21 protein-coding genes and 4 pseudogenes are annotated in these 20,862 nt (G+C 71.1%); 13 read left to right on the forward strand and 12 right to left on the reverse strand.

Annotated elements, in window-relative coordinates:
- Complete coding sequence (locus AVL59_RS30170; RefSeq protein WP_079147073.1) at nucleotides 1-582, reverse strand: Rv1733c family protein; 582 nt, start codon at nucleotides 580-582, stop codon at nucleotides 1-3.
- A 278-nt stretch (nucleotides 583-860) separates the two neighbouring features.
- Here AVL59_RS30170 and AVL59_RS30175 point away from each other — a divergent pair, with 278 nt between their 5' ends.
- From AVL59_RS30175 to AVL59_RS30190, 4 genes are all read left to right on the forward strand, one after another.
- Nucleotides 861-1,946 (forward strand): WD40/YVTN/BNR-like repeat-containing protein, encoded by a 1,086-nt coding sequence (locus tag AVL59_RS30175; protein ID WP_067317952.1) that lies wholly within the window; start codon nucleotides 861-863, stop codon nucleotides 1,944-1,946.
- A 206-nt stretch (nucleotides 1,947-2,152) separates the two neighbouring features.
- On the forward strand, nucleotides 2,153-2,830 hold the full coding sequence (locus tag AVL59_RS30180) for a uracil-DNA glycosylase (protein WP_067310715.1): 678 nt from the start codon (nucleotides 2,153-2,155) through the stop codon (nucleotides 2,828-2,830).
- On the forward strand, nucleotides 2,827-3,792 hold the full coding sequence (locus AVL59_RS30185) for an N-acetylglucosamine kinase (RefSeq protein ID WP_067310718.1): 966 nt from the start codon (nucleotides 2,827-2,829) through the stop codon (nucleotides 3,790-3,792). Before AVL59_RS30180 ends, AVL59_RS30185 begins: the two co-directional genes overlap by 4 nt.
- 150 nt (nucleotides 3,793-3,942) lie before the next feature.
- The gene (locus AVL59_RS30190; RefSeq protein ID WP_099053148.1) at nucleotides 3,943-4,866 is read left to right on the forward strand and encodes a sirohydrochlorin chelatase; all 924 of its coding nucleotides are present in this window, start codon (nucleotides 3,943-3,945) and stop codon (nucleotides 4,864-4,866) included.
- Nucleotides 4,867-4,947: 81 nt separating this feature from the next.
- On the opposite strand, the gene AVL59_RS30195 is transcribed toward AVL59_RS30190, so the two are convergent.
- Complete coding sequence (locus AVL59_RS30195) at nucleotides 4,948-5,979, reverse strand: lactonase family protein (RefSeq protein ID WP_067310724.1); 1,032 nt, start codon at nucleotides 5,977-5,979, stop codon at nucleotides 4,948-4,950.
- A 98-nt stretch (nucleotides 5,980-6,077) separates the two neighbouring features.
- Nucleotides 6,078-6,725, reverse strand: a pseudogene (locus tag AVL59_RS30200) (FUSC family protein); the annotation flags it as partial.
- A gap of 504 nt (nucleotides 6,726-7,229) precedes the next feature.
- Here AVL59_RS30200 and AVL59_RS55150 point away from each other — a divergent pair.
- Nucleotides 7,230-7,484 (forward strand): transposase, encoded by a 255-nt coding sequence (locus AVL59_RS55150; protein WP_237281727.1) that lies wholly within the window; start codon nucleotides 7,230-7,232, stop codon nucleotides 7,482-7,484.
- Nucleotides 7,481-7,978, forward strand: a complete 498-nt coding sequence (locus AVL59_RS55155; protein ID WP_237281728.1) for a transposase — start codon at nucleotides 7,481-7,483, stop codon at nucleotides 7,976-7,978. Before AVL59_RS55150 ends, AVL59_RS55155 begins: the two co-directional genes overlap by 4 nt.
- Here AVL59_RS55155 and AVL59_RS30210 read toward each other — a convergent pair.
- Nucleotides 7,935-8,469, reverse strand: a pseudogene (locus AVL59_RS30210) (hypothetical protein). The gene AVL59_RS55155 and the pseudogene AVL59_RS30210 overlap by 44 nt on opposite strands.
- Nucleotides 8,470-8,796: 327 nt before the next feature.
- Nucleotides 8,797-9,213: pseudogene (locus tag AVL59_RS30215) on the reverse strand (transposase); the annotation flags it as partial.
- A 16-nt stretch (nucleotides 9,214-9,229) separates the two neighbouring features.
- On the opposite strand from AVL59_RS30215, the pseudogene AVL59_RS30220 reads away from it, so the two are divergent.
- A pseudogene (locus AVL59_RS30220) lies at nucleotides 9,230-9,655 on the forward strand (sensor histidine kinase); the annotation flags it as partial.
- Nucleotides 9,656-9,716: 61 nt separating this feature from the next.
- Here AVL59_RS30220 and AVL59_RS52685 read toward each other — a convergent pair.
- Both AVL59_RS52685 and AVL59_RS30225 read right to left on the reverse strand, forming a co-directional pair.
- The gene (locus AVL59_RS52685; RefSeq protein WP_159400129.1) at nucleotides 9,717-9,872 is read right to left on the reverse strand and encodes a hypothetical protein; all 156 of its coding nucleotides are present in this window, start codon (nucleotides 9,870-9,872) and stop codon (nucleotides 9,717-9,719) included.
- Entirely contained in the window at nucleotides 9,859-10,167 is a 309-nt protein-coding gene (locus tag AVL59_RS30225; RefSeq protein ID WP_159400130.1) for a hypothetical protein, read from the reverse strand. The genes AVL59_RS52685 and AVL59_RS30225 overlap by 14 nt, the downstream gene beginning before the upstream one ends.
- A 300-nt stretch (nucleotides 10,168-10,467) precedes the next feature.
- Between AVL59_RS30225 and AVL59_RS30230 the strand changes: the two genes are divergently transcribed.
- Nucleotides 10,468-11,865 (forward strand): APC family permease, encoded by a 1,398-nt coding sequence (locus AVL59_RS30230; RefSeq protein ID WP_079147075.1) that lies wholly within the window; start codon nucleotides 10,468-10,470, stop codon nucleotides 11,863-11,865.
- 32 nt (nucleotides 11,866-11,897) lie between these two features.
- On the opposite strand, the gene AVL59_RS30235 is transcribed toward AVL59_RS30230, so the two are convergent.
- Complete coding sequence (locus AVL59_RS30235; protein WP_067317956.1) at nucleotides 11,898-12,491, reverse strand: Rv1733c family protein; 594 nt, start codon at nucleotides 12,489-12,491, stop codon at nucleotides 11,898-11,900.
- A gap of 94 nt (nucleotides 12,492-12,585) precedes the next feature.
- Nucleotides 12,586-13,116, reverse strand: coding sequence for a TerD family protein (locus AVL59_RS30240; RefSeq protein WP_067317958.1), 531 nt, complete (start codon nucleotides 13,114-13,116; stop codon nucleotides 12,586-12,588).
- 732 nt (nucleotides 13,117-13,848) lie between these two features.
- On the opposite strand from AVL59_RS30240, the gene AVL59_RS30250 reads away from it, so the two are divergent.
- A complete protein-coding gene (locus AVL59_RS30250; RefSeq protein ID WP_237281730.1) occupies nucleotides 13,849-14,253 on the forward strand; it encodes a transposase family protein in 405 nt (134 codons plus the stop codon).
- Between the two features lie 84 nt (nucleotides 14,254-14,337).
- On the opposite strand, the gene AVL59_RS30255 is transcribed toward AVL59_RS30250, so the two are convergent.
- Nucleotides 14,338-14,760 (reverse strand): GtrA family protein, encoded by a 423-nt coding sequence (locus AVL59_RS30255; RefSeq protein WP_067310736.1) that lies wholly within the window; start codon nucleotides 14,758-14,760, stop codon nucleotides 14,338-14,340.
- Nucleotides 14,761-15,105: 345 nt separating this feature from the next.
- Here AVL59_RS30255 and AVL59_RS30260 point away from each other — a divergent pair, with 345 nt between their 5' ends.
- The 4 genes from AVL59_RS30260 (at nucleotide 15,106) to AVL59_RS30275 (ending at nucleotide 18,282) form a co-directional block, all read left to right on the forward strand.
- On the forward strand, nucleotides 15,106-16,404 hold the full coding sequence (locus tag AVL59_RS30260) for a molybdopterin-dependent oxidoreductase (RefSeq protein ID WP_099053332.1): 1,299 nt from the start codon (nucleotides 15,106-15,108) through the stop codon (nucleotides 16,402-16,404).
- Between the two features lie 2 nt (nucleotides 16,405-16,406).
- Nucleotides 16,407-16,910 (forward strand): hypothetical protein, encoded by a 504-nt coding sequence (locus AVL59_RS30265; RefSeq protein ID WP_067310738.1) that lies wholly within the window; start codon nucleotides 16,407-16,409, stop codon nucleotides 16,908-16,910.
- Complete coding sequence (locus AVL59_RS30270; protein WP_237281731.1) at nucleotides 16,907-17,647, forward strand: class I SAM-dependent methyltransferase; 741 nt, start codon at nucleotides 16,907-16,909, stop codon at nucleotides 17,645-17,647. Before AVL59_RS30265 ends, AVL59_RS30270 begins: the two co-directional genes overlap by 4 nt.
- Nucleotides 17,648-17,745: 98 nt before the next feature.
- Nucleotides 17,746-18,282 (forward strand): MarR family winged helix-turn-helix transcriptional regulator, encoded by a 537-nt coding sequence (locus AVL59_RS30275; protein WP_067310741.1) that lies wholly within the window; start codon nucleotides 17,746-17,748, stop codon nucleotides 18,280-18,282.
- A 44-nt stretch (nucleotides 18,283-18,326) separates the two neighbouring features.
- Here the strand turns inward: AVL59_RS30275 and AVL59_RS30280 are convergent, their stop codons facing one another.
- Entirely contained in the window at nucleotides 18,327-18,761 is a 435-nt protein-coding gene (locus AVL59_RS30280; protein WP_067127555.1) for an SPW repeat protein, read from the reverse strand.
- A gap of 146 nt (nucleotides 18,762-18,907) precedes the next feature.
- Entirely contained in the window at nucleotides 18,908-20,587 is a 1,680-nt protein-coding gene (locus AVL59_RS30285) for a chloride channel protein (protein WP_208870468.1), read from the reverse strand.
- Between the last annotated feature and the right edge of the window lie 275 nt (nucleotides 20,588-20,862).

Below are 20,862 nucleotides of genomic sequence, written 5' to 3' on the forward strand. Positions count from 1 at the left end.
TCAGCCGGTCATGCGCCCCCACTGCGGCCCTAGTCGGGCCCACTCGGCGTCCCAGCGGTCCATGCGGCGGCGCTCCAGTCGGCCGCGGAGGACGGTGCCGCCGACGAAGGGGACGGCCGCCGCGCCCACTCCCACCATGCTGCCGATCAAGGTCGCGCGGAAGGCGGCCTCGGAGGCGGTGGTGGGGCGGGTGACGAGATGCCCCCGCGGATCGGTCCAGACGGCGACCGCCGCACCGGCCGTGCTGCCCGGAGCCACCCGGGCCTGGCCGGTGTGCGCCGAGCCGTCGGCCACGGTCCAGCGCACCTCGGCCCAGACCCGCTCGCCTCCGGCGCCCGAGGCGGCGGGCTTTCCCGGGGCCTGAGCGACGACACGGGCGACGGCGGGGTGCCAGTCGGCGCGTTCCCTGGCCAGTCCGTGCTCCACCGACCCTGACGCGGCAAGACCGGCCAGCACCCCGGCCAGGACGGTCAGCAGCCAGGCGGCCAGCACCACCCAGGCCTCCACCACGTCGGCGCGGCGCCTGAGCGGATTGCGCCGCCAGCGCCACAGCCACACCTTGGGACCACGGAACGCCTTCAAAGGCATCCTCCTCACGAGCGCACCGACAGGCCGGACCGACCTCCCATACGGGCAGGGCCGCCCCGTTGCTCACGACGAGCCGTCCGCACGACGGTCGCACGAGACGCCCCTCTCGCGCAGGCGCATGCCGCAACGGACCCGGCCCATCTCCGCGACAGGCCGACAGCACCGCTGTGACCTGCGGTGACACAGTTCACTGGGGTGGCTGTCAGTGGCGGGGTGCAGACTGACCGGTATCTGACTACTACCTGGACAAAGACGTCCCGGAGGTGATCGGCATGACCGAGGTCCTGCTCGCCGTGGGCACCCGCAAGGGCCTGTTCATCGGGCACCGGCGCGGTGGCGCCTGGGAGTTCGACGACAGCCCGTATTTCAACGCGCAGGCCGTCTACTCCGTCGCGATCGACACCAGAAGCGGTACTCCGCGGCTTCTGGCGGGCGGCGACAGCGCGCACTGGGGCCCGTCGGTGTTCCACTCCGACGACCTGGGCCGCACCTGGACCGAGCCGCCCCGGCCCGCCGTCAAGTTCCCCAAGGACACCGGCGCTTCGCTGGAGCGGGTCTGGCAGCTGCACCCGGCGGCCGCCGAGCCGGACGTGGTCTACGCGGGCACGGAACCGGCCGCGCTGTACCGCTCGGAGGACCGCGGCGAGAGCTTCGATCTGGTGCGCCCCCTGTGGGAGCACCCGACCCGCTCCCGGTGGGTGCCGGGAGGCGGCGGTGAGGGCCTGCACACCGTGCTCACCGACGCGCGCGATCCACGGGCGGTGACCGTGGCCGTCTCCACCGCCGGGGTGTTCCGCACCACCGACGGCGGGGCGAGCTGGGCCCCGTCCAACTCCGGTGTGTCGGCGGTGTTCCTGCCTGATCCGAACCCGGAGTTCGGCCAGTGCGTGCACAAGGTCGCCAGGGACGCGCACGACCCGGACCGGCTCTATCTGCAGAACCACTGGGGCGTGTACCGCAGCGACGACGCGGGCGTCCACTGGACCGACATCGGCGCGGGCCTGCCGTCGACGTTCGGTTTCGCGGTCGCCGCCCATCCGCGCCGCGGCGACACGGCGTATGTCTTCCCGATCAACGCCGACGCCGACCGGGTACCCGCCGGCCACCGTTGCCGGGTCTTCCGCACGGCCGACGCGGGCAAGAGCTGGGAGCCGTTGTCGAGAGGACTGCCGGCGGAGGACCACTACGGCACCGTGCTGCGCGACGCGCTCCGCACGGACGACGCGAACCCGGCCGGGGTCTACTTCGGCAACCGCAACGGCGAGGTGTTCGCCTCGGCCGACGACGGCGACAGCTGGCAGCAGCTGGCCTCTCATCTGCCGGACGTGCTGTGCGTGCGGGCCGCGGTGATCGGCTGACGCGGCCGGGCCACGGGAACGGACGCGGCAGGGCCGCGGTGAGGGACGTGGCGAGGGACGTGGCGAGACCACGGGAAGGAGGACGCGGGTCGCGGGAAAGGGTGCGCGGACGGCGGCGGTCGTCCCCGGCGACGGTCCGGTCAACCCCGGTCGGACTCCGGTCGCGGCTTGATCGCCGACCGGTGTACGGCAGTAGGGTGACGCCCGTGGCACCACGACCCTTGCATGAAATCGTCGAACCGGGCTGGGCGAAGGCCCTGGAGCCCGTCGCCGGACAGATCGCCGCGATGGGCGACTTCCTGCGCACGGAGATCGCCGCGGGACGCACCTACCTCCCGGCCGGGCCGAACGTCCTGCGCGCCTTCCAGCAGCCCTTCGACGAGGTGCGCGTCCTGATCGTCGGTCAGGACCCGTATCCGACTCCGGGGCACGCGGTCGGCCTGTCGTTCTCGGTCGCGCCCGAAGTGCGCCCGCTGCCGCCGAGCCTGATCAACATCTTCCGCGAGCTGAACACCGACCTGGCGCTGCCCCAGCCGTCCACCGGCGACCTCACGCCATGGACGCAGCAGGGCGTCCTGCTGCTCAACAGGGCGCTGACCACGGCACCGCGCAGCCCCGCCGCCCACCGCGGCAAGGGCTGGGAGGAGGTCACCGAGCAGGCGATCCGGGCGCTGGCCGCGCGCGGCAAGCCGCTGGTGTCCATCCTGTGGGGCCGGGACGCCCGCAACCTGCGCCCGCTGCTGGGCAACCTGCCGGCGGTGGAGTCCGCGCATCCCTCGCCCATGTCGGCCGACCGCGGCTTCTTCGGCTCGCGTCCGTTCAGCCGGGCCAACGACCTGCTGATCCAGCAGGGCGGACAGCCGGTGGACTGGCGCCTGCCGTGACCCTTCCCGGTTACCTGGCCGTGGATTCCGGGGGCTCCGGCCTCCGGGTCGCCGTCGGTGTTCCGGGACGGGCACCGTCGGCCAGGGGGGAGACCGGGGAGCCGGTGCGTACCGGTGAGCGGGGGATCGACCCCGGCCATCTGATGGCGCAACTGGTGCCCCTGGCCCGTGCGTTGACAGCCGAGGCCGGGGTGGGCGAGCTGGGCACGGCCGTCGTCGGGGCCGCCGGGTTCGCCAGCCTGGGCGACGCCCTGCGCGCCGAACTGCCGGGCGCGCTCGCCCGGGAGCTGGGCGTGCGGAGCGTCGCGCTCGCCGCCGACGCCGTCACCGCCTATGCCGGCGCCCTCGGTCCGCGTCCGGGCGCGGTGGTCGCCGCGGGCACCGGCCTGATCGCGATCGGCACCGACCTGACCGGATGGCGGCGGGCGGACGGCTGGGGCCATCTGCTGGGCGACTGCGGCGGCGGCGCCTGGATCGGGCGGGCCGGGCTGGAGGCGGCGCTACGCGCCCACGACGGCCGCGACGGCGGCTCCGGCCCGCTGCTCGCCCGCGCCGAGGAGCGGTTCGGCCCGGTGCGGGGCCTGCCCGGTCTGCTCTACCCCCGCAGCGACCGCCCCGCGATGCTGGCCTCCTTCGCACCGCAGGTGGCCGCCTGCGCTCCGCACGACCCGGTCGCCGCCGGGATCCTGCGCGCGGCGGCCCAGTGCATGGCCGAGTCCGCCGCGGCCGTGTGCCCGGCGACCGGGGAGCCCCAAGTGGCGTTCACCGGCGGCCTCTTCAAGATGGGCGACCCGCTCCTCGTACCTCTGCGTGAGGAGTTGGCACGACGGCTGCCGCACGCCCGGCAGGTTCCGGCCGAGGGGGATCCGCTGCACGGCTGTGTGCGGATCGCGACCGAGCTGACAGCCGGGAGGCTCACCCTTCCGGGTGAATCGGACATGCTCTACACGGTCATCACATAAGGGGATTGCCCCTTTCACGGACGATGTGTCCGGCAAGTGTCAGAAACACATGCCAAAGGTATGTAACTCATCAGACAAAAGCGGACGGAAACCGCTCACCTGCACCCTCCCCGAACAGAGGAGCCCAGGAAACAAGTAACATGCGGCGCCATGAGCTCCCCCACTGGGCCCGAGTCCGGCCTGCCAGTACGAATGCCGCGACCCCGCCAGCCCGGACGGCACCGCCGACCGGAACCGCTGGTGGCTCCCGAGGGCGCGCCCGCGCTCGTCCTCGCGGTGCCCGGCACGCCCAGCGCCGTCTCGCGCAGCCTCGCCGAGGAGGTCGTGAGCATCGCCCGCTCCGAGCTGCCCGGCCTGGATGCCCGGATCGGATACGTCGAAGGGGACGACGCCGAGTTCCCGAGCCTGCGTCTCGTGCTGTCGCGCGCCGCCGAGCAGCGCACCGCCCGCTACGAGCAGGCCGTCGCCGCCGGGCTCGAGGTCACCCAGCCCGACGGCCCGGTCGCCGTCGTCGTCCCGCTGCTGGCCGGCCCGGACAGCGCCCTGCTGCGCCAGGTCCGCCAGTCCGTGATGGAGAGCCGGATCGCCGCCGAGCTGACCGACGTCCTCGGCCCGCACCCGCTGCTCGCCGAGGCGCTGCACGTGCGCCTGTCCGAGGCGGGCCTGGCCCGCGCCGACCGCGCCCGCCTGTTCACCGTGGCCACCGCCGCGGACGGCATCATCCTGGCCTCCGTGGGCGGCGAGGAGGCCGTGCAGGCGGCCGGGATCACGGGCATGCTGCTCGCCGCGCGCCTGGCCGTGCCGGTGATGGCCGCGGCCCTGGACCAGGAGGGCTCGATCTCCTCGGTCGCCGAGCAGCTGCGCTCCTCGGGCTCGCAGCAGCTGGCCCTGGCGCCGTACCTGATCGGCCCGGAGATCGACCCGGGGCTGCTGGCCGCGGCCGCCGAGGAGGCGGGCTGCGCCACGGCCGAGGCGCTCGGCGCCTACCCGGCGATCGGCAAGCTCGCACTCGCCAAGTACACGACCGCGCTGGGCATCGCCCCGCAGCAGGCGCAGGGCACGCCGGTCCGCTGACGCGGCACAGCACCGCCCCCGGACGCGAAAGGGCCCGCTCCAGTGGCTGGAGCGGGCCCTTTCGCGTCCGGGCGGACCGGCTCAGCCGAAGACGACGCAGGAGGCCGCCGCGACCTCGACGCCGTCGTCGTAGCGGGGCAGCCCCGTCCTCTCGTCGACGGCGAACCAGGTCACGTCACCGGAGCGCTCGTTGGCCGAGTAGAGAAAGCCGGCGTGCCAGGCCAGCGCGCGCGGCCAGTGCCCGCCGCACGGGACCGTGCCCGTCAGCCGCAGCCCGTCCCCCTGGGCGGCGAAGACGGACAGGACGTCCTCGCCGCGGGTCGCGGTCCAGACGAAGCGTCCGTCGGGCGAGACGACGATGCCCGACGGGTAGGCGTCACCGGCCGGGGCGCCCGGCAGGACCGGAACCTCGGTCAGAGGCTTCAGGGAGCCGACGCCCGGGTCCCAGCGGCACACGGTGACGGTCGGAGTGAGTTCATTGACCACGTAGGCGTGCTCGCCGTCGGGGTGGAACACCAGATGGCGCGGGCCCGAGCCGGGGCGCAGCGCGATCTCGCGGTGCACGGTGGGGACGCCGCCGTCCAGGGTGCACACCCGGACCGAGTCCGTGCCCAGGTCGACGCTGAGCGCCCACCGGCCGCCGGGGTCGGGCTGTACCTGGTGGGCGTGCGGGCCGCGCTGGCGCCGGTCGTGCGGGCCGGAACCGGTGTGCTGGAGCAGCCCCGAGGGAGCGGCGGCCAGGGTGCCGTCCGGGCGCAGCGGCACGGCGGTCACGCTGCCGGATCCGTAGTTGGCGGTCAGAACGTGACCGGCGTACAGGGCGAGGTGGGTGGGGCCGCCGCCCTCCACGCGCACGGGCGGCCCGGCGGGTTCCGGCTTGTCGCCGCCGACCCGGAACGCGGCGACGGCGCCGTCGGCCGTCTCACTGACCGCGTAGAGCATGCCCCCGTCCGGTGACAGGGCCAGGTAGGAGGGGTCGGGTACGGTGCCGAGGCCGCCGGTGAGGATCAGCGCGCCGCTGCCCGGGCGGACCTCCGCGGTGACCAGTCCGGGGCCTCCCGCCGCCGTGAACGACCCGATGAACGCCCTGTGCCGCCGGCCGTCTGCCGCCACCGCTGTCCCCTCTCCGTCGGAGCCAGTGCCGACGGTAGCAGCCGATCACCCAAGGTCTAGACCAAACGGGTGACGGGGTGTGGTGCGCCGGGCTCCGGTCAGGCGCCCTCCAGCGGCGATCCCGACGGGGCGCGCAGGGGTTCGGCCAGGTCGGCGAGGGCGCGTTCCAGGCCGTGCAGGTGGGCCAGGGCAGGCTCGGCCGGGCGTTCGGCGGACAGCGGGGCCTGGTCCGAGCCACCCGCGGTGAGCGCCTCGACGGCGGCCTCCACGCGCCAGCAGGCGGTGGCCAGGCGGGCGTCGTGGGAGGCCTCGGGGTCCGCGGCGACGGCGACCAGACCGCGGACCTCGCGGGCGCAGTCGTCGAGGAGGGCGAGGACGCGGCGGGCGCGCCGCTTGCGGCCGAGCATCGGGTTCAGCGGGTGCACCAGCGGGGCGACCGAGAGCCGCACGCGGCCGAGCAGCTGCTCCAGCTCGGCCACGCGCGGACCCGGGTCGGCGGTGGCCGAGCCGGCGAGGCGCGCGGCGGCCTCCTCGGTGCAGGCGTGCACACAGCGCAGGGAGCGCTGGATCCAGGCGTCGGTGGTGGCGTGGGTGGTGACGGGCAGCACGAACAGCACGGCCAGCACGGCGCCGAGGGCCCCCACGCCGGTCTCGGCGAGGCGCAGCGCGAGCAGGCCGGGGCTGAGGACGCCGAGCAGGCCGTAGAGCAGTTCGGCGAGCAGGGTCACCCAGAGCATCATCCAGGTGTTCGCCAGAGTTTCCACAGGCCAGGGCTACGCAACACGTCCAAGGTCAGCAAAAAGTCAGCATCGGCACGGCATCCTCGCCCCGGAACTCCCCTTGCAGGTGTGCTCTCACTGGCAATGGATCGTATTTCGGCCGTGGCGCCTTGGGGCACACACTCCACATACCGCGTCGCCCGCGGACCGGCTCACTGAGTAGCTGTTGTCGTTCCGATCTTGAGCGGTGTCTGTCAAACGGGAGTCTCGATCGGGTGGTCGCGGGGTGCTCGGCGCATACGAGCAGGGCCTCCTGAACAGCTCGTTGGTGTCGAATCACCGAGCAACATCAGGAGGCCCTGGTGCCGCAGTGTTCCGTGTCGATGGGCGGGCAGTCCAGTTCCGTCACGCTGGGGTGTGACTGTCTGACTCACCGGTTCGGAAACGCCGCCGACAACGGGACACGGCTCGCGTGCTATCCGACGGACATGTACGGACACGGAGTGGGCGGCGATAAGGCCGTTGCTGCCGGTGCCTGGCTGGATACGCGGCCGAAGAGGCCGGCGGGAGGTGCACTGCCACCGGGCGATACTCGACACGATCCGCTACCTGGTCGACAACGGCGTCAAGTGGCGGGCTATGCCCGCCGACTTCCCGCCGTGGGACCGGGTCTACGCGTTCTTCCGCCGCTGGCGTGACCACGGCCTGGCCAAGGAGTTCCACGACGGCTGCGGGCGAGGGTCCGCGAGAGGGAGGGGCGGGATGCGGAGCCGAGCGCGGGCGTGATCGACTCGCAGTCGGTCAAGGCGGACGCCGTCGTCGGCTCCGACAGCCGCGGCTTCGACGGCGGCAAGCTGGTCAACGGGCGCAAGCGGCACGTCGTGGTCGACACGCTCGGCCTGCTGCTCGGCGTGATGGTCACCGCGGCGGACACCGGCGACCGCGCCGCCGCACAGGTCCCGCTCGGGCAGGTGGCCGACGCGCACCACCGCCTCGCCCTCGTCTGGGCCGACGGCGGCTACACCGGCAGCCTCGTCGAGCACTGCCTGGCCGCGTTCGCGCTGATCCTGGCGATCGTCAAACGCAGCGACGACATGCGCGGCTTCGTAGTGCTGCCCAAACGGTGGATCGTCGAGCGCCTCTTCGCCCACCTGATGCGCAGCCGCCGCCTGGCCCGCGACTACGAGCGCCGCACCACCAGCGCCGAAGCGATGATCTACTGGTCGATGACCCTGCTCATGACCCGCCGCCTGGCCCGGCCACACCCCGGGCGAGGATGAACCGGCCCGGCGCGGGCTCGGCCAGCCAGCCACGCGACCAGGCGCTTGGCCCTCGACCGCAGCGCCTCCACCCGCGCCGGCACCACGTCCATGCCGAACACCGCGGCCATCTCCTGGCAGGTCAGCGGCCCTTGGTGGAGCCGGGCCCGGTCCGCGAGCGTCTGCAGGACGCGCTGGTAGTCCACCGACAGTACCGACCAGGCCAGCCCCTCACGCCACACCGGCACCTGCGACTTCGGCTTCACCGCAGCCGGAGGCGCCGGCTGCGCGTCCGCACCCCGCGGATCCGAGGTCACCTCCGTGCCGGTGGTGTCGCCGCAGGCCGGAGCCAGCACCGCATCGACCCGCCTGCGGGCGATTGCCCACTCCTGCCATTCCAGCTCGGCCGCAGCCAACTCGGCCTGAATGCGGTCGGCCTCCTCCCGCAACCCGTCGACCCGACGGCGAGCAGCGAGCTCGTGCTCTTCCAGCAGCCCAACGACCGACGGCATCCGCCACCTCCCGGCAAGAAACGACCCGACAAGCCACGACTCCCACCGATCACCGCCCCTATGCCCGACCAGCAGAAACAAGGCGATCACGTCCGGAACAACAACAGCTTCTCACCAATTCAAACGCCTGCGGATCCGCTACGAGATACGCGCCGACCTCCACCAAGGACTACTCGAACTCGCCTGCTCCATCATCTGCTTGAGACGACCACGCATCGCATTCTGAAACGATCAGTAAGCCCAACGCCGCCGATGGGCACTTGATGTCGCAGAGGCATCCCGCTTTGAACTGAGCCCTCACCAGACCGGCGGGGCTTCGCCGTGCTGTCAGGTGTCACGCGCGAATAACAGGGGGTCGGTAGACACCGTCCCGACCAGGTTGAAGACCTCGCGGGCGGCATATCGTTCGAGGCATCGGATGATCTCACGCCGAGTCTTGCCCTCCTGAGTGCGGCGTTCGAAGTACGCCTGGGTGCGCGGGTCGACGCGCAGCCGGGTGAACACGATCCGGTGCAGAGCGGCGTTTGCCTGGCGGTCGCCGCCACGGTTGAGCCGACGCGAGGTCCGAGGGCCCGAGGAGTACTTGATGGGACTGACTCCGCACAAGGCGGCGAAGGATGCCTCGGTGTTCAGCCGCTCGGGGTTGTCTCCCACGGTGATCAGGAGCGTGACGGCGCTGTCCGGGCCGATGCCCACCGGGATGAGCAGCTGCGGGGTGTGGCGTTCGACGAGCCGGGTGAGGCGCTGATTCGGCTCATTTGAGAGCGTGCAGCTGGACATCCCCGAGGCGCTGCCCATGGTCGCCGCCGACCCCGGACTGCTGGAACGCCCCGTCGCCAACATCGTCGAGAACGCGGTCAAATACAGCCCGGACGACCTATCCGTGCTCGTGTCCGCGAGCGCCATCGCCGGCTGGGTCGAGGTCCGGGTCGTCGACCGCGGCCCCGGGGTGCCCGACGAGGCCAAGGGCCGCATCTTCGCCCCGTTCCAGCGCTACGGCGACGCACCACGCGGCGCCGGCGTCGGCCTCGGCCTCGCCGTAGCGCGTGGCTTCGCCGAGGTCGTGGGCGGCACCCTCACCGCGGAGGACGCGTCCGGCGTCGGCCTCACCATGGTGCTTTCCGTCCCCGCGGCACAAGGGAGCCCGCCGGTTTCACTCGGCCTGTCCGTAACCACGACGGCATAGCGGCCGAGCGACGCCGGCATGACGAGCGGCCCGGTACATGCGTCACGGTCCGCTCGCCCCGCTACACCTGTTCGCCCTCACGCAGTCCCGACGCCTGCAGGATCGCCAACGCCGTCCGCGCCTCCACGCGACAGGCCAGCTCCCGCTCCACCGAGTGCCCGCCGTACAGCGCCCCCCGCCCCGCGACACCCGCACCCTGGCGTCTACCAGAACCCACAGAGCGGGATTGGCGGCGAGACATCCGGGTCCACCTCGACCCGGCCGCCGTCCGTGTCCCGCAGGACCACCCGCTGTGCCCCGCCCCGCGTCCAGCACACGGAAACAAGCGGGTCGGTCCGCACCGTACGCTCACGGACCAGCCAGCGGGACTTGATCCATCCAGGCCCGGCCACCACACGCGGCGGGACGAGAACGAGGATCAGCGGCAGCCCCATGGTGCACCAGAGGACAGCCCGGGCCGGTTCAAGGGTTCCCGCCATAGCGTCGATGGCGAACAGCATTCCCAGGCTCATCGCCATACACCAAGACGTCGACCACATGTCACCGGCCCCCGCTCGTCGGTCACCGTCCCGTCCGCGACCGCCGTAGCGCCGGAGCGGGCCGACCACATGGCTGGGATGTGTCCTCGCATGCCCAGACGTTGGGTAAATGGCTGGCAAACAGGCCCCGGAAGCAAGAGCTCCCTGATGATCTTGACGCATCCTTGACGTCTCGCTGATGGCACGGTGACGACTTCCTGACGTAAATTTGTCGGCGGTGCGCCGGGAAGTCTGGTCGGCAGAGTCTCTTCCAACCTCACGAGAGGTCTTCGCGTGCCTGCCACCAGCAAGGCCGCCGTCACACCGGCAGCCCCTGTTGCGCTTCGCGGACGTTCCCCGCGCCGCTCCGTTCTCTTCTTCGCGTTCGCCTTCGCGGTGATCGCCGACCCCGTCTCCTCCGTCGCCTACGCGATCGAGGCGGCGCTGCGTGCACTGCACGGGGACCTGGCACTTCTGCTGCCCACGATGAGCCTGGTGATCGGGCTCGTCGTCGTGGTCACCGCCAACTACTGGCAGCTCGTGCGCCGCTTCCCCAAGGGCGGCGGTGCAGCCGCGGCCGCAGGCCGGGCGTTCGGGCCACGCTGGACGTTCCTGCCCATCGGCGCGCTGGTCGTCGACTTCGTACTCACCATCGGCATCTCTATCGCGGCCGCCGCCAGCGCGGTGATAGCCCTGTTCCCGGGACTCGCCCCCGTCCGCATCCCGCTCGCCCTGGTGCTGCTGCTCGTGGTGGCCGGGCTGACCTGGTTCGGGCACGGCGGGCGCCTGCTGTTCGCATTCATGACCGTGGCGTTCGTCGTGATCTCCGTGGCCGTGCTGATCCTCGGCTTCGCCGCACCCCACACCACCGGCCACGCGACCTCGACCGCCAACCCCGGCCACCCGGCGATGCTCGCGGTGGTCCTCGCCTTCCCGGTCGCAATGGCCCTGGCCACCGGCATCGAGGCCCCGTCGACCGCCATCGCCCAGCTCGGCCAGCTCGACGACACCCACCGCCGCCGCTTCGGCCGCGGCACCCTCGCCCTGCTGGTGGTGATCGTCGGCGGCCTCACCCTGGCCCTGACCGCACTCGCCGTGCAGTTGCACATCGGCATCCCGGGAACCGACTCCACCCAGATCGCCGACATCGCCCACGCAGCTGCCGGACCGGGCTGGCTGTACGAAGCCTTCCAGCTGACCAGCTCACTGCTGCTGCTCGCCGCCGCCAGCTCCTCCTTCCAGGCCGGCCCCGGCCTGTTGAAGGCCCTGTCCGGTACGCCCGAGCAGCCGGGCGTGCTGCCGACGGTGCTCGGCCGGAGCAACCGCCACCACACGCCGTACTGGTCCGTGGTGGTCTACCTGGCCGCAGCCGCACTCATCATCGTCGCGGCGGCCGGCCAGGAGCAGGAACTCGTCCTCTTCTACGCCGTCGCCGTCTTCGTGAGCTTCCTGGTCGGCCTGCTCGCCATGACCCGCTTCGCTCGCACCGAGCGCAAGCCCGCCCTGGCCTGGCTCAACGGGATCGCCGCAGCGGCCGTGGCGTTCACCCTGGTGGTGAACCTGCTGCGCGGCTGGCCCGTGCTGTCCCTGGTGGCCACTGTGCTCATCGCCGCGGGCCTGTACGTCCGCTGGAACCGGGCCGGGCAGCCCACTGGCATCGAGGACGTCGAGGCCCAGGCGGAGACTGCCTGAACCGAGGAGCTGGAAACCCGTGGGGTGGCGGATCAGACGATCCTGCCACCCCGTCGGGTGCCGACGCTCTCCCACACCAGCGCCCACTGCCTCATAAGGCGCCGGTCCAGCAAGGCACGTGCGGCCTGTGCGGAACCCCAGACCGCGCCTCCGGTGACGGTGGCCGCGTCCATGCCGGCGAAGGAGGACCTCAGGAACCGCCTCGGACTCGGTAGGGGGCCGGGGTACCAGGCCCCCCGGGAATTCGTCCACACCGGCAGGCGCGTCCCGGCGGAAGCGTCGACGGGCACGGCGGCCCGGCCGGTGTGTGTCCGGCCGTCGGGCATCGTCCACCGGCCCGTCGCACTGGTGGTGCTCACGTCTGCATGTGTGGGCGCCACATCCCGCGCCTTTTCCAGGAGGACCGCCACGACCTCCCGGCGGCCGGAACGGTCCTCCTCCAAGCCCCGGTCCGCGACCATCACGGACAGCGCGCCCGCGGTCGCGCCCCCCAGCACTTCTTCCACGATCCACGCGATGAGCAGCAGCCACGCCTCGACGAAATCGCTCGTCCGCCGAAGCGGACTGCGCCTGAACCGCCACAACCGCGCACGGACCGGTCGCTGCCGCCGTGTCTTCTTCGCCACGAGCCAACACCCCGTCACGAGCACCAGCACCTGTTTCCGGTGTCCTGCGGAACGGTGGGGAAAGAGCCGGTGATCGAGAAGCCGCGGAGCGCGGTCAGTGCTGCGGGCTGCCCATCTCCATGGTGAAGAGCACCGGGTCAGTGTCGAAGCCTCGGATCATCTCCCGCATCTCCCACACTCCGGAGGAGTCCCGGGTGAACTCGGCGACCGTCGCGGCCGTGAAGTCGGCGACCTGGGCGAAGTCCTCCGTCGCAAGCTGCCGGTATCCCTGTACGACGACCACCCCAGCGTTGGAGATGTCCCCGAACGTCCGGGGTCCACCGTCCTGGTGGATGGCCACACCGACCACCACACGCCCGTACGCGGGCGACAGCCGGTCGAACTCCAGGACCATCACCTCGACGAACCCGAAGCCCATGCCGGTCTGGCTGTTCCGGGTCATGTTGATGGTGCCGTCCGGTGACCGGCTGTCGTAGTGCACGACGTACGCCGGCCGCCCGTAGGGGTCGTCCGCCGAGTAGGTCGCGGCGACGATGTCGAGATGCCGCGGTGCCTCACCCAGCGGGCTCGGGTCCCACTTGAGCCGTACCTCGACCTTGCCCAGCCCCCCGCCCCCACCACTCACCTTCGACACGCTCCCTCAGGACCACAGCGAGGCTTTCCCGCACGAACAAGTATGCGTTCCTGATGGCTCATTGACGCTTCCTAGGCGCTCTGCTCCACCCCCCGCCCCGAATCGGGCCGACATCCCCAAGGACCTCTCTCGAGCTCGCGCCGAACACAGGGACGCGCCAGTCACGGCTGCCGCCGACCGGCCAGTCTTCCCCGCAAGGCTGTCGTCCCGGCCGTCAGGAGCGCATGATCCGCCCGGACCGCACGCTTCAACGGGATCGAACGGCTTTGCCTGCAGCGATCCATCAGCGACTGGTCGAGGCCAGTCACCACAGGACTGGTCATCGCCTGGCCCACCAGCATCCCGCACAGTGCCGTGACCAGCTCCGCGTAGGGTCTGTGTGATGTCGTGATCAATCGGCTGCTTCGTATGAGGTCTTCGAACCAGATCATCGAGGCGCGAAGTTCGAGGCCGCCGAGGTAGCGGGCTCCCGGAGGCGTAGACACCGGTTCCTCGCGTACTCCTCTCCGTCTCGCTTGCCGGACCCGCACCATCTGGCAGTACTGGCACGTCCCGGCTTTGTCGGGGCCGCTTCCCGCCGTCCCCGGCACCTCCCGGTTCAGGCTGCCCCCAGCTTCAACCGCCCTGCTGCGACAGGACGGCGATGGCGTCCTTTCACCGCCACTCGAACAGCAAGCGCCTCACGGCGCACACTCCGGCAAGCACAAACACCATGGCCTGCTCGTGATCGCGCTCACCGACGACAAGGGCCGACTGCTCTGGGCCTCGGCGGCCCGGCCCGGACGAACCTCGGAGATCACCGCCTGCCGACACGACCAGCTCACCGCCAGGCTGCGGGCGGTCGGCCTCGGAGCCATCGCCGACCTGGGATTCGTCGGACTCGACGACGGCGGGCCCGACGCCGACCCGGCGGTGATCACCGGCTACAAGGCCGCCCGGAACCGGCCCCTGACGCGAGGGCAAAAGCTGTCCAACAAGGCATTGGCAGCCGTCCGGGCCCCGGTCGAGCACGGCTTCGCCCACCTGAAGAACTGGCGGACCCTCACCAAGCTGCGCACCGACCCCGCCCGCGCCACACAGCTCCTACGCGCTCTGCTCGTCCTGACGAACCTCGAAGTCAGCCGCTGACAGATGATCTTCTCTGCGGACTTCCGCCCACGACCAGCGCGAGCACCCCGAGAACCGATCACACCAGCCCTTTGACCTGCGACTTCAAGTTGGCGGATGCTCCGTGAAGCGCACCACGGTCACCAGGGCGAAGCTCGGCGCAAGTACCAGGGTCTCCGCTGCTGGTGAGGCGATGGGTCGGTAGTGGCGGAAGAGCAGGACAGCGCCTGAGGTGACCAGGTACGCCAGGACGAACAGGCCACCCGCGGCCAGATGCACCTGGAGGACCCCGCCCCGGGACTCGCGAAAGGTCAGCCGGCGGTTGGCCTTCGTGTTGAGGACGGTGACGACAAGCAGGGAGGTGAAATTGGCCAGGATGGGCGACGACCACTGGCGCAGAACCCAGTACAGGATTGCCTGGGCCACCGTGGAGGCGACGCCGACCACGACGAACCAGAACCCTTCCCTGGTCAGCGCGGTACGGCCGAGCCAGGTGGCGGCGCTGCGCCGTGCGCTGAGGCGTCGCACCCCGCCATCATCAGGCCGCCGTGCGACCCGTCGAACCGTGCGCAGCGCCGATTCAACCGTTCGGCTGACGACAGACACCCGCCCGCACGACAGGCACGGAGAGCCGACCCGATCTGCGCCAGTTTGTGGCTGACGATTTGACAGGCACTGACGGAGCGGTGGGGTTCGATCCCCACGTTGAGAGACGGTCTGGGGATAGGGGAGGCAGTCGTTGGACAGCGGCGAACGGCCACCGGCTGCGGGCTCCGGCGGGCCTCAGCGGCAGGGATCGGAGGAGGGTCACGCGCAGGGGCGCCTCGAGCGCGTGCGCTGTCGCGGCGGCGCGGGCCACCAAGGGGGCCGCTCATACCAGGGCCCTCGTGCGCCGGGTCGAGCAGACTCCTCCGCCCCCCAGGCCCCTTCCGTCCTGGATTCTGGCGCAGTCCGATCCGCAGGCCGTGGCTGACGTCGGTGTTCGGACTGGTTCTCCTGATCGGTATTCCGATCCTGTTCATCACCGGACTGCTCTCCTACGCCTCCTACAACCCCGACCTGAGCCCCCTCAACGACGAGACCCCCGACAAGGGCGTCCTCGGCTTCTACCTCTTCAGCTGGCCCACGCATCCGTACTGGTTGTACCGGCTGCTCCAGGGCATGCACGTGACGCTGGGGGTCGTGCTGGTGCCGGTGCTGCTGGCCAAGCTGTGGTCGGTGATCCCGAAGCTGTTCGAATGGCAGCCCGTACGCTCCATCGCCCACGGCCTGGAGAGACTGTCCCTGCTGATGCTGGTCGGCGGCGTCATCTTCGAATTCGTCACCGGCATCCTCAACATCCAGCTCTACTACGTCTTCCCGGGCTCGTTCTACCGCCTGCACTTCTACGGCGCCTGGGTGTTCATCGCCGCCTTCGTCGTCCACGTGTGCCTCAGACTCGGCCGGATGACCCGGGCCCTGCGCTCACGCGACCTGGGCGCCGAACTGCGCACCGACCTCGCCCACACCATGCCCGAACCCCCCGATCCCGACGACCTGGTGGCAGCCGCTCCCGCCCCGCCCACGATGACCCGCCGCGGCGCGGTGGGCATGGTGGGAGCCGGATCGCTGCTCCTGCTCGTCGTGACCGCCGGACAGAGCATCGGAGGGTGGCTGCGCGCCACAGCCCTGCTCGCGCCGCACAACCGCGATCCGGACAGCGGGCCGAACAGCTTCCAGATCAACAAGACGGCGGCGAAAGTGGGCGTCACCCCCGCGCTCGTCGGACCCACCTGGCGGCTGGAGGTGCACGGACGCGGAGCGCCACGGGTCTTCACCCGCGATCAGCTCCTGGCGATGCCCCAGCACGCCGCCGCACTGCCGATCGCCTGCGTGGAGGGATGGTCCACCGAAGACCAGCACTGGAGCGGCCTACGGCTGGCCGACCTCGCCGCGCTGGCCGGACTGCCCGACGCCAGAAGCGTTCTGGTCCAGTCCATCCAGCCCCCCGGCCCCTTCACCCGGGTGGTGCTGCGCGGCAACCAGATCCACGACCCCCGAGCGCTGCTCGCACTCCGCGTCAACGGCGCGGCCCTCTCACTCGACCACGGCTACCCGGCCCGCATCATCGTCCCGGCCAACCCCGGCGTGAACAACACCAAGTGGGTCCACCGGCTCACCTTCAGGGCGTGACCATGGCACGATTCGCACGCTGGTACGGCTCCGGCCCCCTGCACCTGCTCGTCCTGATCGCCTCCTTCGCCCTGACCGGCTACGCCCTGGTGCGCCTGTTCGCCGTCCAGCCCTGGGAGGTGGCGATCTGGTTCGTCGGCGCGGCGATCCTCCACGACCTCATCCTCCTGCCCCTGTACTCGCTGGCCGACCTGTCGGCCCTCTCCGTACTACGGCACCGAGCCGCCGACGGACCGACGGTGCCGTGGATCAACCATCTCCGCGTCCCGGCCTTCCTCTCGGGTCTGCTCCTGCTGGTCTGGTTCCCCTTCGTCCTCCGTCTGGCGGCCCCCTACCCCGGCGACACCGGGCTGTCCGACAGCATGTACCTCGGCCGCTGGCTGGCGATCACCGGCGTGCTCTTCGCCGCCTCCGCCGTGGCCTTCGCGATGAGACTGCGCCGCGTGCGCCGGCTCGGCCGCAGCGACAAGAACCGACCCGCCGCAGAGCATGGTGCAGCACCGTGACGACGGACGAGGAGGAGCTGTACGACGCCGACGAGGATCCCTACGCGCTCGCCCTGCGACCCGGCCGTGAACCGGTGTTCCTACGGCTGGCCGACGGGCGCCGGATCCGGATGCCGGTGCACCGATGGCACGAGCAGCCCACGGCGGCCGACAGGACCGTGCTGGAGCGCTGCATCGGCCCCGTCCTCGATGTCGGCTGCGGACCGGGCCGCATGTGCAGAGAACTCCTGAGCCGGGGAGTCTTCGCCCTCGGGGTCGACATCACACCTCGCGCGGTCGCCCTGACCACCGCTCTGGGCGGGATCGCACTGTGCCGATCGGTCTTCGACCGGCTGCCGGCTGAGAGAGGCTGGCAGACGGTGCTGCTCATCGACGGCAACATCGGCATCGGTGGCGATCCTCGTGGCCTGCTGCGCCGCTGCGGCGGCCTCGTCGCCTCCACCGGACGCCTCGTCGTCGAGGTCGACCCCGACGATGTCGAGCAGCAGTGCACCGCCCGGTTCGAGGACCTCCACGGCCGGAGCGGTCCGTTCTTTCCTTGGGCACGGCTCGGGCGACGAGCGCTCCGCAGGCTCGCCGCCGGCCTTGCTCTCAGCGTCACCGATCAGTGGACGAGCGGGCACCGCTGCTTTGCCACCCTCTCTCACCAGGGATCGTCCTGTGACCGCCCTGACACGGGCCCCGCAGTGACGGACGCCGGCCGCACCAAGTCGGACGACCGGGCCGCTCCACGATGACCCCGCGATGCTGCTGCACTGCCACCACAGTCATGCGGGAGGAAAGTCTGTTCGCATCGAATGAGAAGGCGGTGGCCGCGGCAAGGTAGAAAGGACACATGCCGGAGCGCGAGCCCCCTGCGGGAACCATGGACGACGTTGATGCGGTCACCCGGGCGGTCCTGACCGCGTCCCGGCTGCTGGTGGCGGTCTCCGCCCGTTCCCTCGCCGAGGTCGAGGAGCGCGTGACCCTCCCGCAGTTCCGGATGCTGGTCGTCCTGGCCACCCGAGGGGAGACCAAACTGGTCGCGCTCGCCGAGCTGCTCCAGGTTGCGCCCTCCACCGCCATGCGCATGGTCGACCGGCTCATCGCCGCCGGACTCGCCGACCGCAAGGCCAATCCCGCCAACCGCCGCGAGACTCTGCTGCGGCTGACCGAGGAAGGCCGGCGCACCGTCGAGGAAGTCACCGCCCGGCGTCGCGCCGAGATCGCCGACATTGTCGAACGACTCCGCCCGACCGAGCGCCTCGCGCTCGTCGAGGCCCTCAACGCCTTCAACGAAGCGGGAGGCGAGCCCTTGGCCCCGGCGGCGGACGACCCCGAGCCGCACCCCCTCGGCTGGATCGTGGACGGAGCGATGGCGCACGACGCCTGACCCGGCACGGCAGCCGGTCATGGCATGGCCGGGGTCCGGGGCGTCTACCCCGATGCGTCGTGAGCCAGCTTCGCGGCGATCACACCAAGCAGGCACACGGCGCCGCCCGCACCCGTGTTGCTCCACAAGATCCCGGGCGACACGCCGTGGGATGCCGTCACGACCGCTGGGGAGAGGATCAGCCAGAGGCTGAGCGGCACCAGGGTCCATGCGAATCGGTGCATCCGCTGTGGCGCGAGGGGGGTTTCGATAGCGAGCAGGGCGACGCCAAGCCCCATGATCAGGTTGTTCGCCGTGAGATACGGGTTCGTCCTGGCGAAGTGGATCACCCAGGGTGAGATCGCCGTGTAGATGCCGACCAGCAGCATGAACCCGTCAACGACGGCTGCCGGGCTGTTTGTGGTCGCGGCCTCGCGGCCAGCCCTTATCTCGGTCGATTCAGGCGCACGAAATACGGCCGAGTGGCGTGGATGCGACATGGCAGTCGCCCCCTCTCGCATGGCGATGTTTCCAGTATGCAAAGAAAGTCCGGATTGGGGTGTTCGTGGCTGTCGCATCCCCCTTTTCAGCGGGATCGGATCAGCCAGCCGTTGACCGCCGGGCCGTGAAGAGCCCCGGTGGGTGCTCAGGCGGTCGCGTGCACCGCACGCAACGCGCTCTGGTGGCTGAGCCAGCCCACCGGCTTGCCCTGCTCGGCGTCGAGCACGGGCACCCCGGTCCCGGCGGCCGACAGCAGGGTGCGCAGCGCCTGCGCGAGGGGCTGGTCGGCGGTGACCGGTGCGGGCGGCGCGGCGAGCTGTCCGACCAGCGCCGGGGCTCCTTCCTGCTGCTCCGCGAGAGCCTCGGCCACCGCCTGCGCCGTGACGACGCCGACATACTGGCCGGTGTCGTCCATGACTGGGAGGGCACCGTGGCCCGAGAGGCTGAGCAGATCGGCCGCATCGCTCAGGGACGTGGTCGCGGGCAGGGCGGAGGGGAGCGGTTCCATGACGGTGCCGACGTGCTGGCCGCCTATCGCCGTCCCGGGGGCGGGGCCTTCGAGGTCGATGCCGCGGCGGCGCAGCTTGAGGGTGTAGATGGTGTCGTGGGAGAGCAGGCGGCTGGTGGCGGTGGCCAGGACGATGGCCAGCATCAGGGGCAGGATGATCGAGTACTCGCCGGTCAGCTCGAACAGGATGACCACGGCAGTGATCGGCGCTCGGGCCGCGCCGGCGAACACCGCACCCATGCCGATCAGGGCGTACGCGCCCACCGCGCCGGCCGTGCCGGGCATCAGGTCATGGACGCCGATGCCGTACGCCGAGCCGAGCATCGCGCCGATGAACAGACTGGGCGCGAAGACACCGCCGGAGCCGCCGATGCCGATGGTCAGGCTGGTCGCCAGCATCTTGCCGACCAGGAGCAGGAGCAGGAAGCCGACCGCGTAGCCGCCCTCTGTGGCCTTCTCCAGTACGGGGTAGCCGACGCCGTACATCTGCGGCAGGGCCAACAGCACCAGGCCGAGCGCCAGTCCGCCGGCCGCGGGGCGCAGCCACTCCGGGCCGCGCCAGAGCCAGTCGCAGGCGTCCTCGACCAGGTACAGGAATCGCGCGAAGCCCATCCCGACCACAGCGGCCACCGCGCCGAGGAAGGCGAACAGGCCGTACTGGGCAAGGCGGTCGACGTGGAACGCGGGCAGGTTCAGGAAGGCGACGTCGCCGAAGGACGCGCGTCCGATGATGCTCGCGGTCACGCTGGCCAGCACGGTCGCACCGAAGGCTTCCGCACTGAAAGTGCCGAGGATCAGTTCCATGGCGAAGAAGACACCGGCCAGGGGAGCGTTGAAGGTGGCCGCGATGCCGCCCGCCGCACCGCAGGCGACCAGGAGCTTCGTGCGGCCCTCCGTCGCCCTCGTCACACGACCGAGGGTGGAGCCGAGCGCCGAGCCGATCTGCACGATCGGCCCCTCGCGGCCCACCGAGCCGCCGGAACCGATGGTCAGCGCGGATGCCAGCGTCTTGACGACGGCGACCTTCGGGCTGATCCGCCCGCCGCGTTGAGCCACAGCCAGCATCACCTCGGGCACACCGTGCCCACGGGCCTCCTTGGCGAACCGGTTCACGAGCGGGCCGTAGAGCAGGCCGCCAATCACCGGGGTGAGCAGCACGAAGTACGGGCCCAGCCACGGCACGTGCGGATTGCTCGCGCCAGGGGAAGCGGAGTAGTCGGAGTGACCGGACAGCAGACCGGTGAAGGTCTTGATGCACCAGCGGAAGACGACCGAACCGACGCCCGCTCCGGCGCCGACCACCACGGCCAGCGCCATCACACCCCAAGGGGCGTTCCGCAGGCTCGCGATCGCCGGCGCCGGTGTAAGGCTCTTTGCCGTCGTGCCGACTCCTTGCCCTCTGTCCGTTGCTGCCCGTATGCCGCTCATCGATTCCCCTTCCTTACTTTTGCATTATGCAAAAGATGTCAAGGGTGTGCACCGTCTGTCCGCCCCTTGGGCCTGAACGACCTTCGATTACCGCTCCCGTTCGCGCCAGCGGTGCTTCCGCCTGCGTTTCCTCGGTTCGGTCAGCCATCACTGCGTGCAGCATG

This window comes from Streptomyces griseochromogenes, assembly GCF_001542625.1.
GTDB classification, from domain to species: Bacteria; Actinomycetota; Actinomycetes; order Streptomycetales; family Streptomycetaceae; genus Streptomyces; species Streptomyces griseochromogenes.

Excerpts from the sequence above, each read along its gene's own strand:
- AVL59_RS30175 (WP_067317952.1), top strand. The coding sequence starts at position 861 with ATGACCGAGGTCCTGCTCGCCGTGGGCACCCGCAAGGGCCTGTTCATC.
- AVL59_RS30190 (WP_099053148.1), top strand. The coding sequence starts at position 3,943 with ATGAGCTCCCCCACTGGGCCCGAGTCCGGCCTGCCAGTACGAATGCCG.
- AVL59_RS30225 (WP_159400130.1), bottom strand. The coding sequence starts at position 10,167 with ATGAGCCTGGGAATGCTGTTCGCCATCGACGCTATGGCGGGAACCCTT.
- AVL59_RS30265 (WP_067310738.1), top strand. The coding sequence starts at position 16,407 with ATGGCACGATTCGCACGCTGGTACGGCTCCGGCCCCCTGCACCTGCTC.
- AVL59_RS30275 (WP_067310741.1), top strand. The coding sequence starts at position 17,746 with ATGCCGGAGCGCGAGCCCCCTGCGGGAACCATGGACGACGTTGATGCG.
- AVL59_RS30280 (WP_067127555.1), bottom strand. The coding sequence starts at position 18,761 with ATGTCGCATCCACGCCACTCGGCCGTATTTCGTGCGCCTGAATCGACC.
- AVL59_RS30285 (WP_208870468.1), bottom strand. The coding sequence starts at position 20,587 with ATGGCGCTGGCCGTGGTGGTCGGCGCCGGAGCGGGCGTCGGTTCGGTC.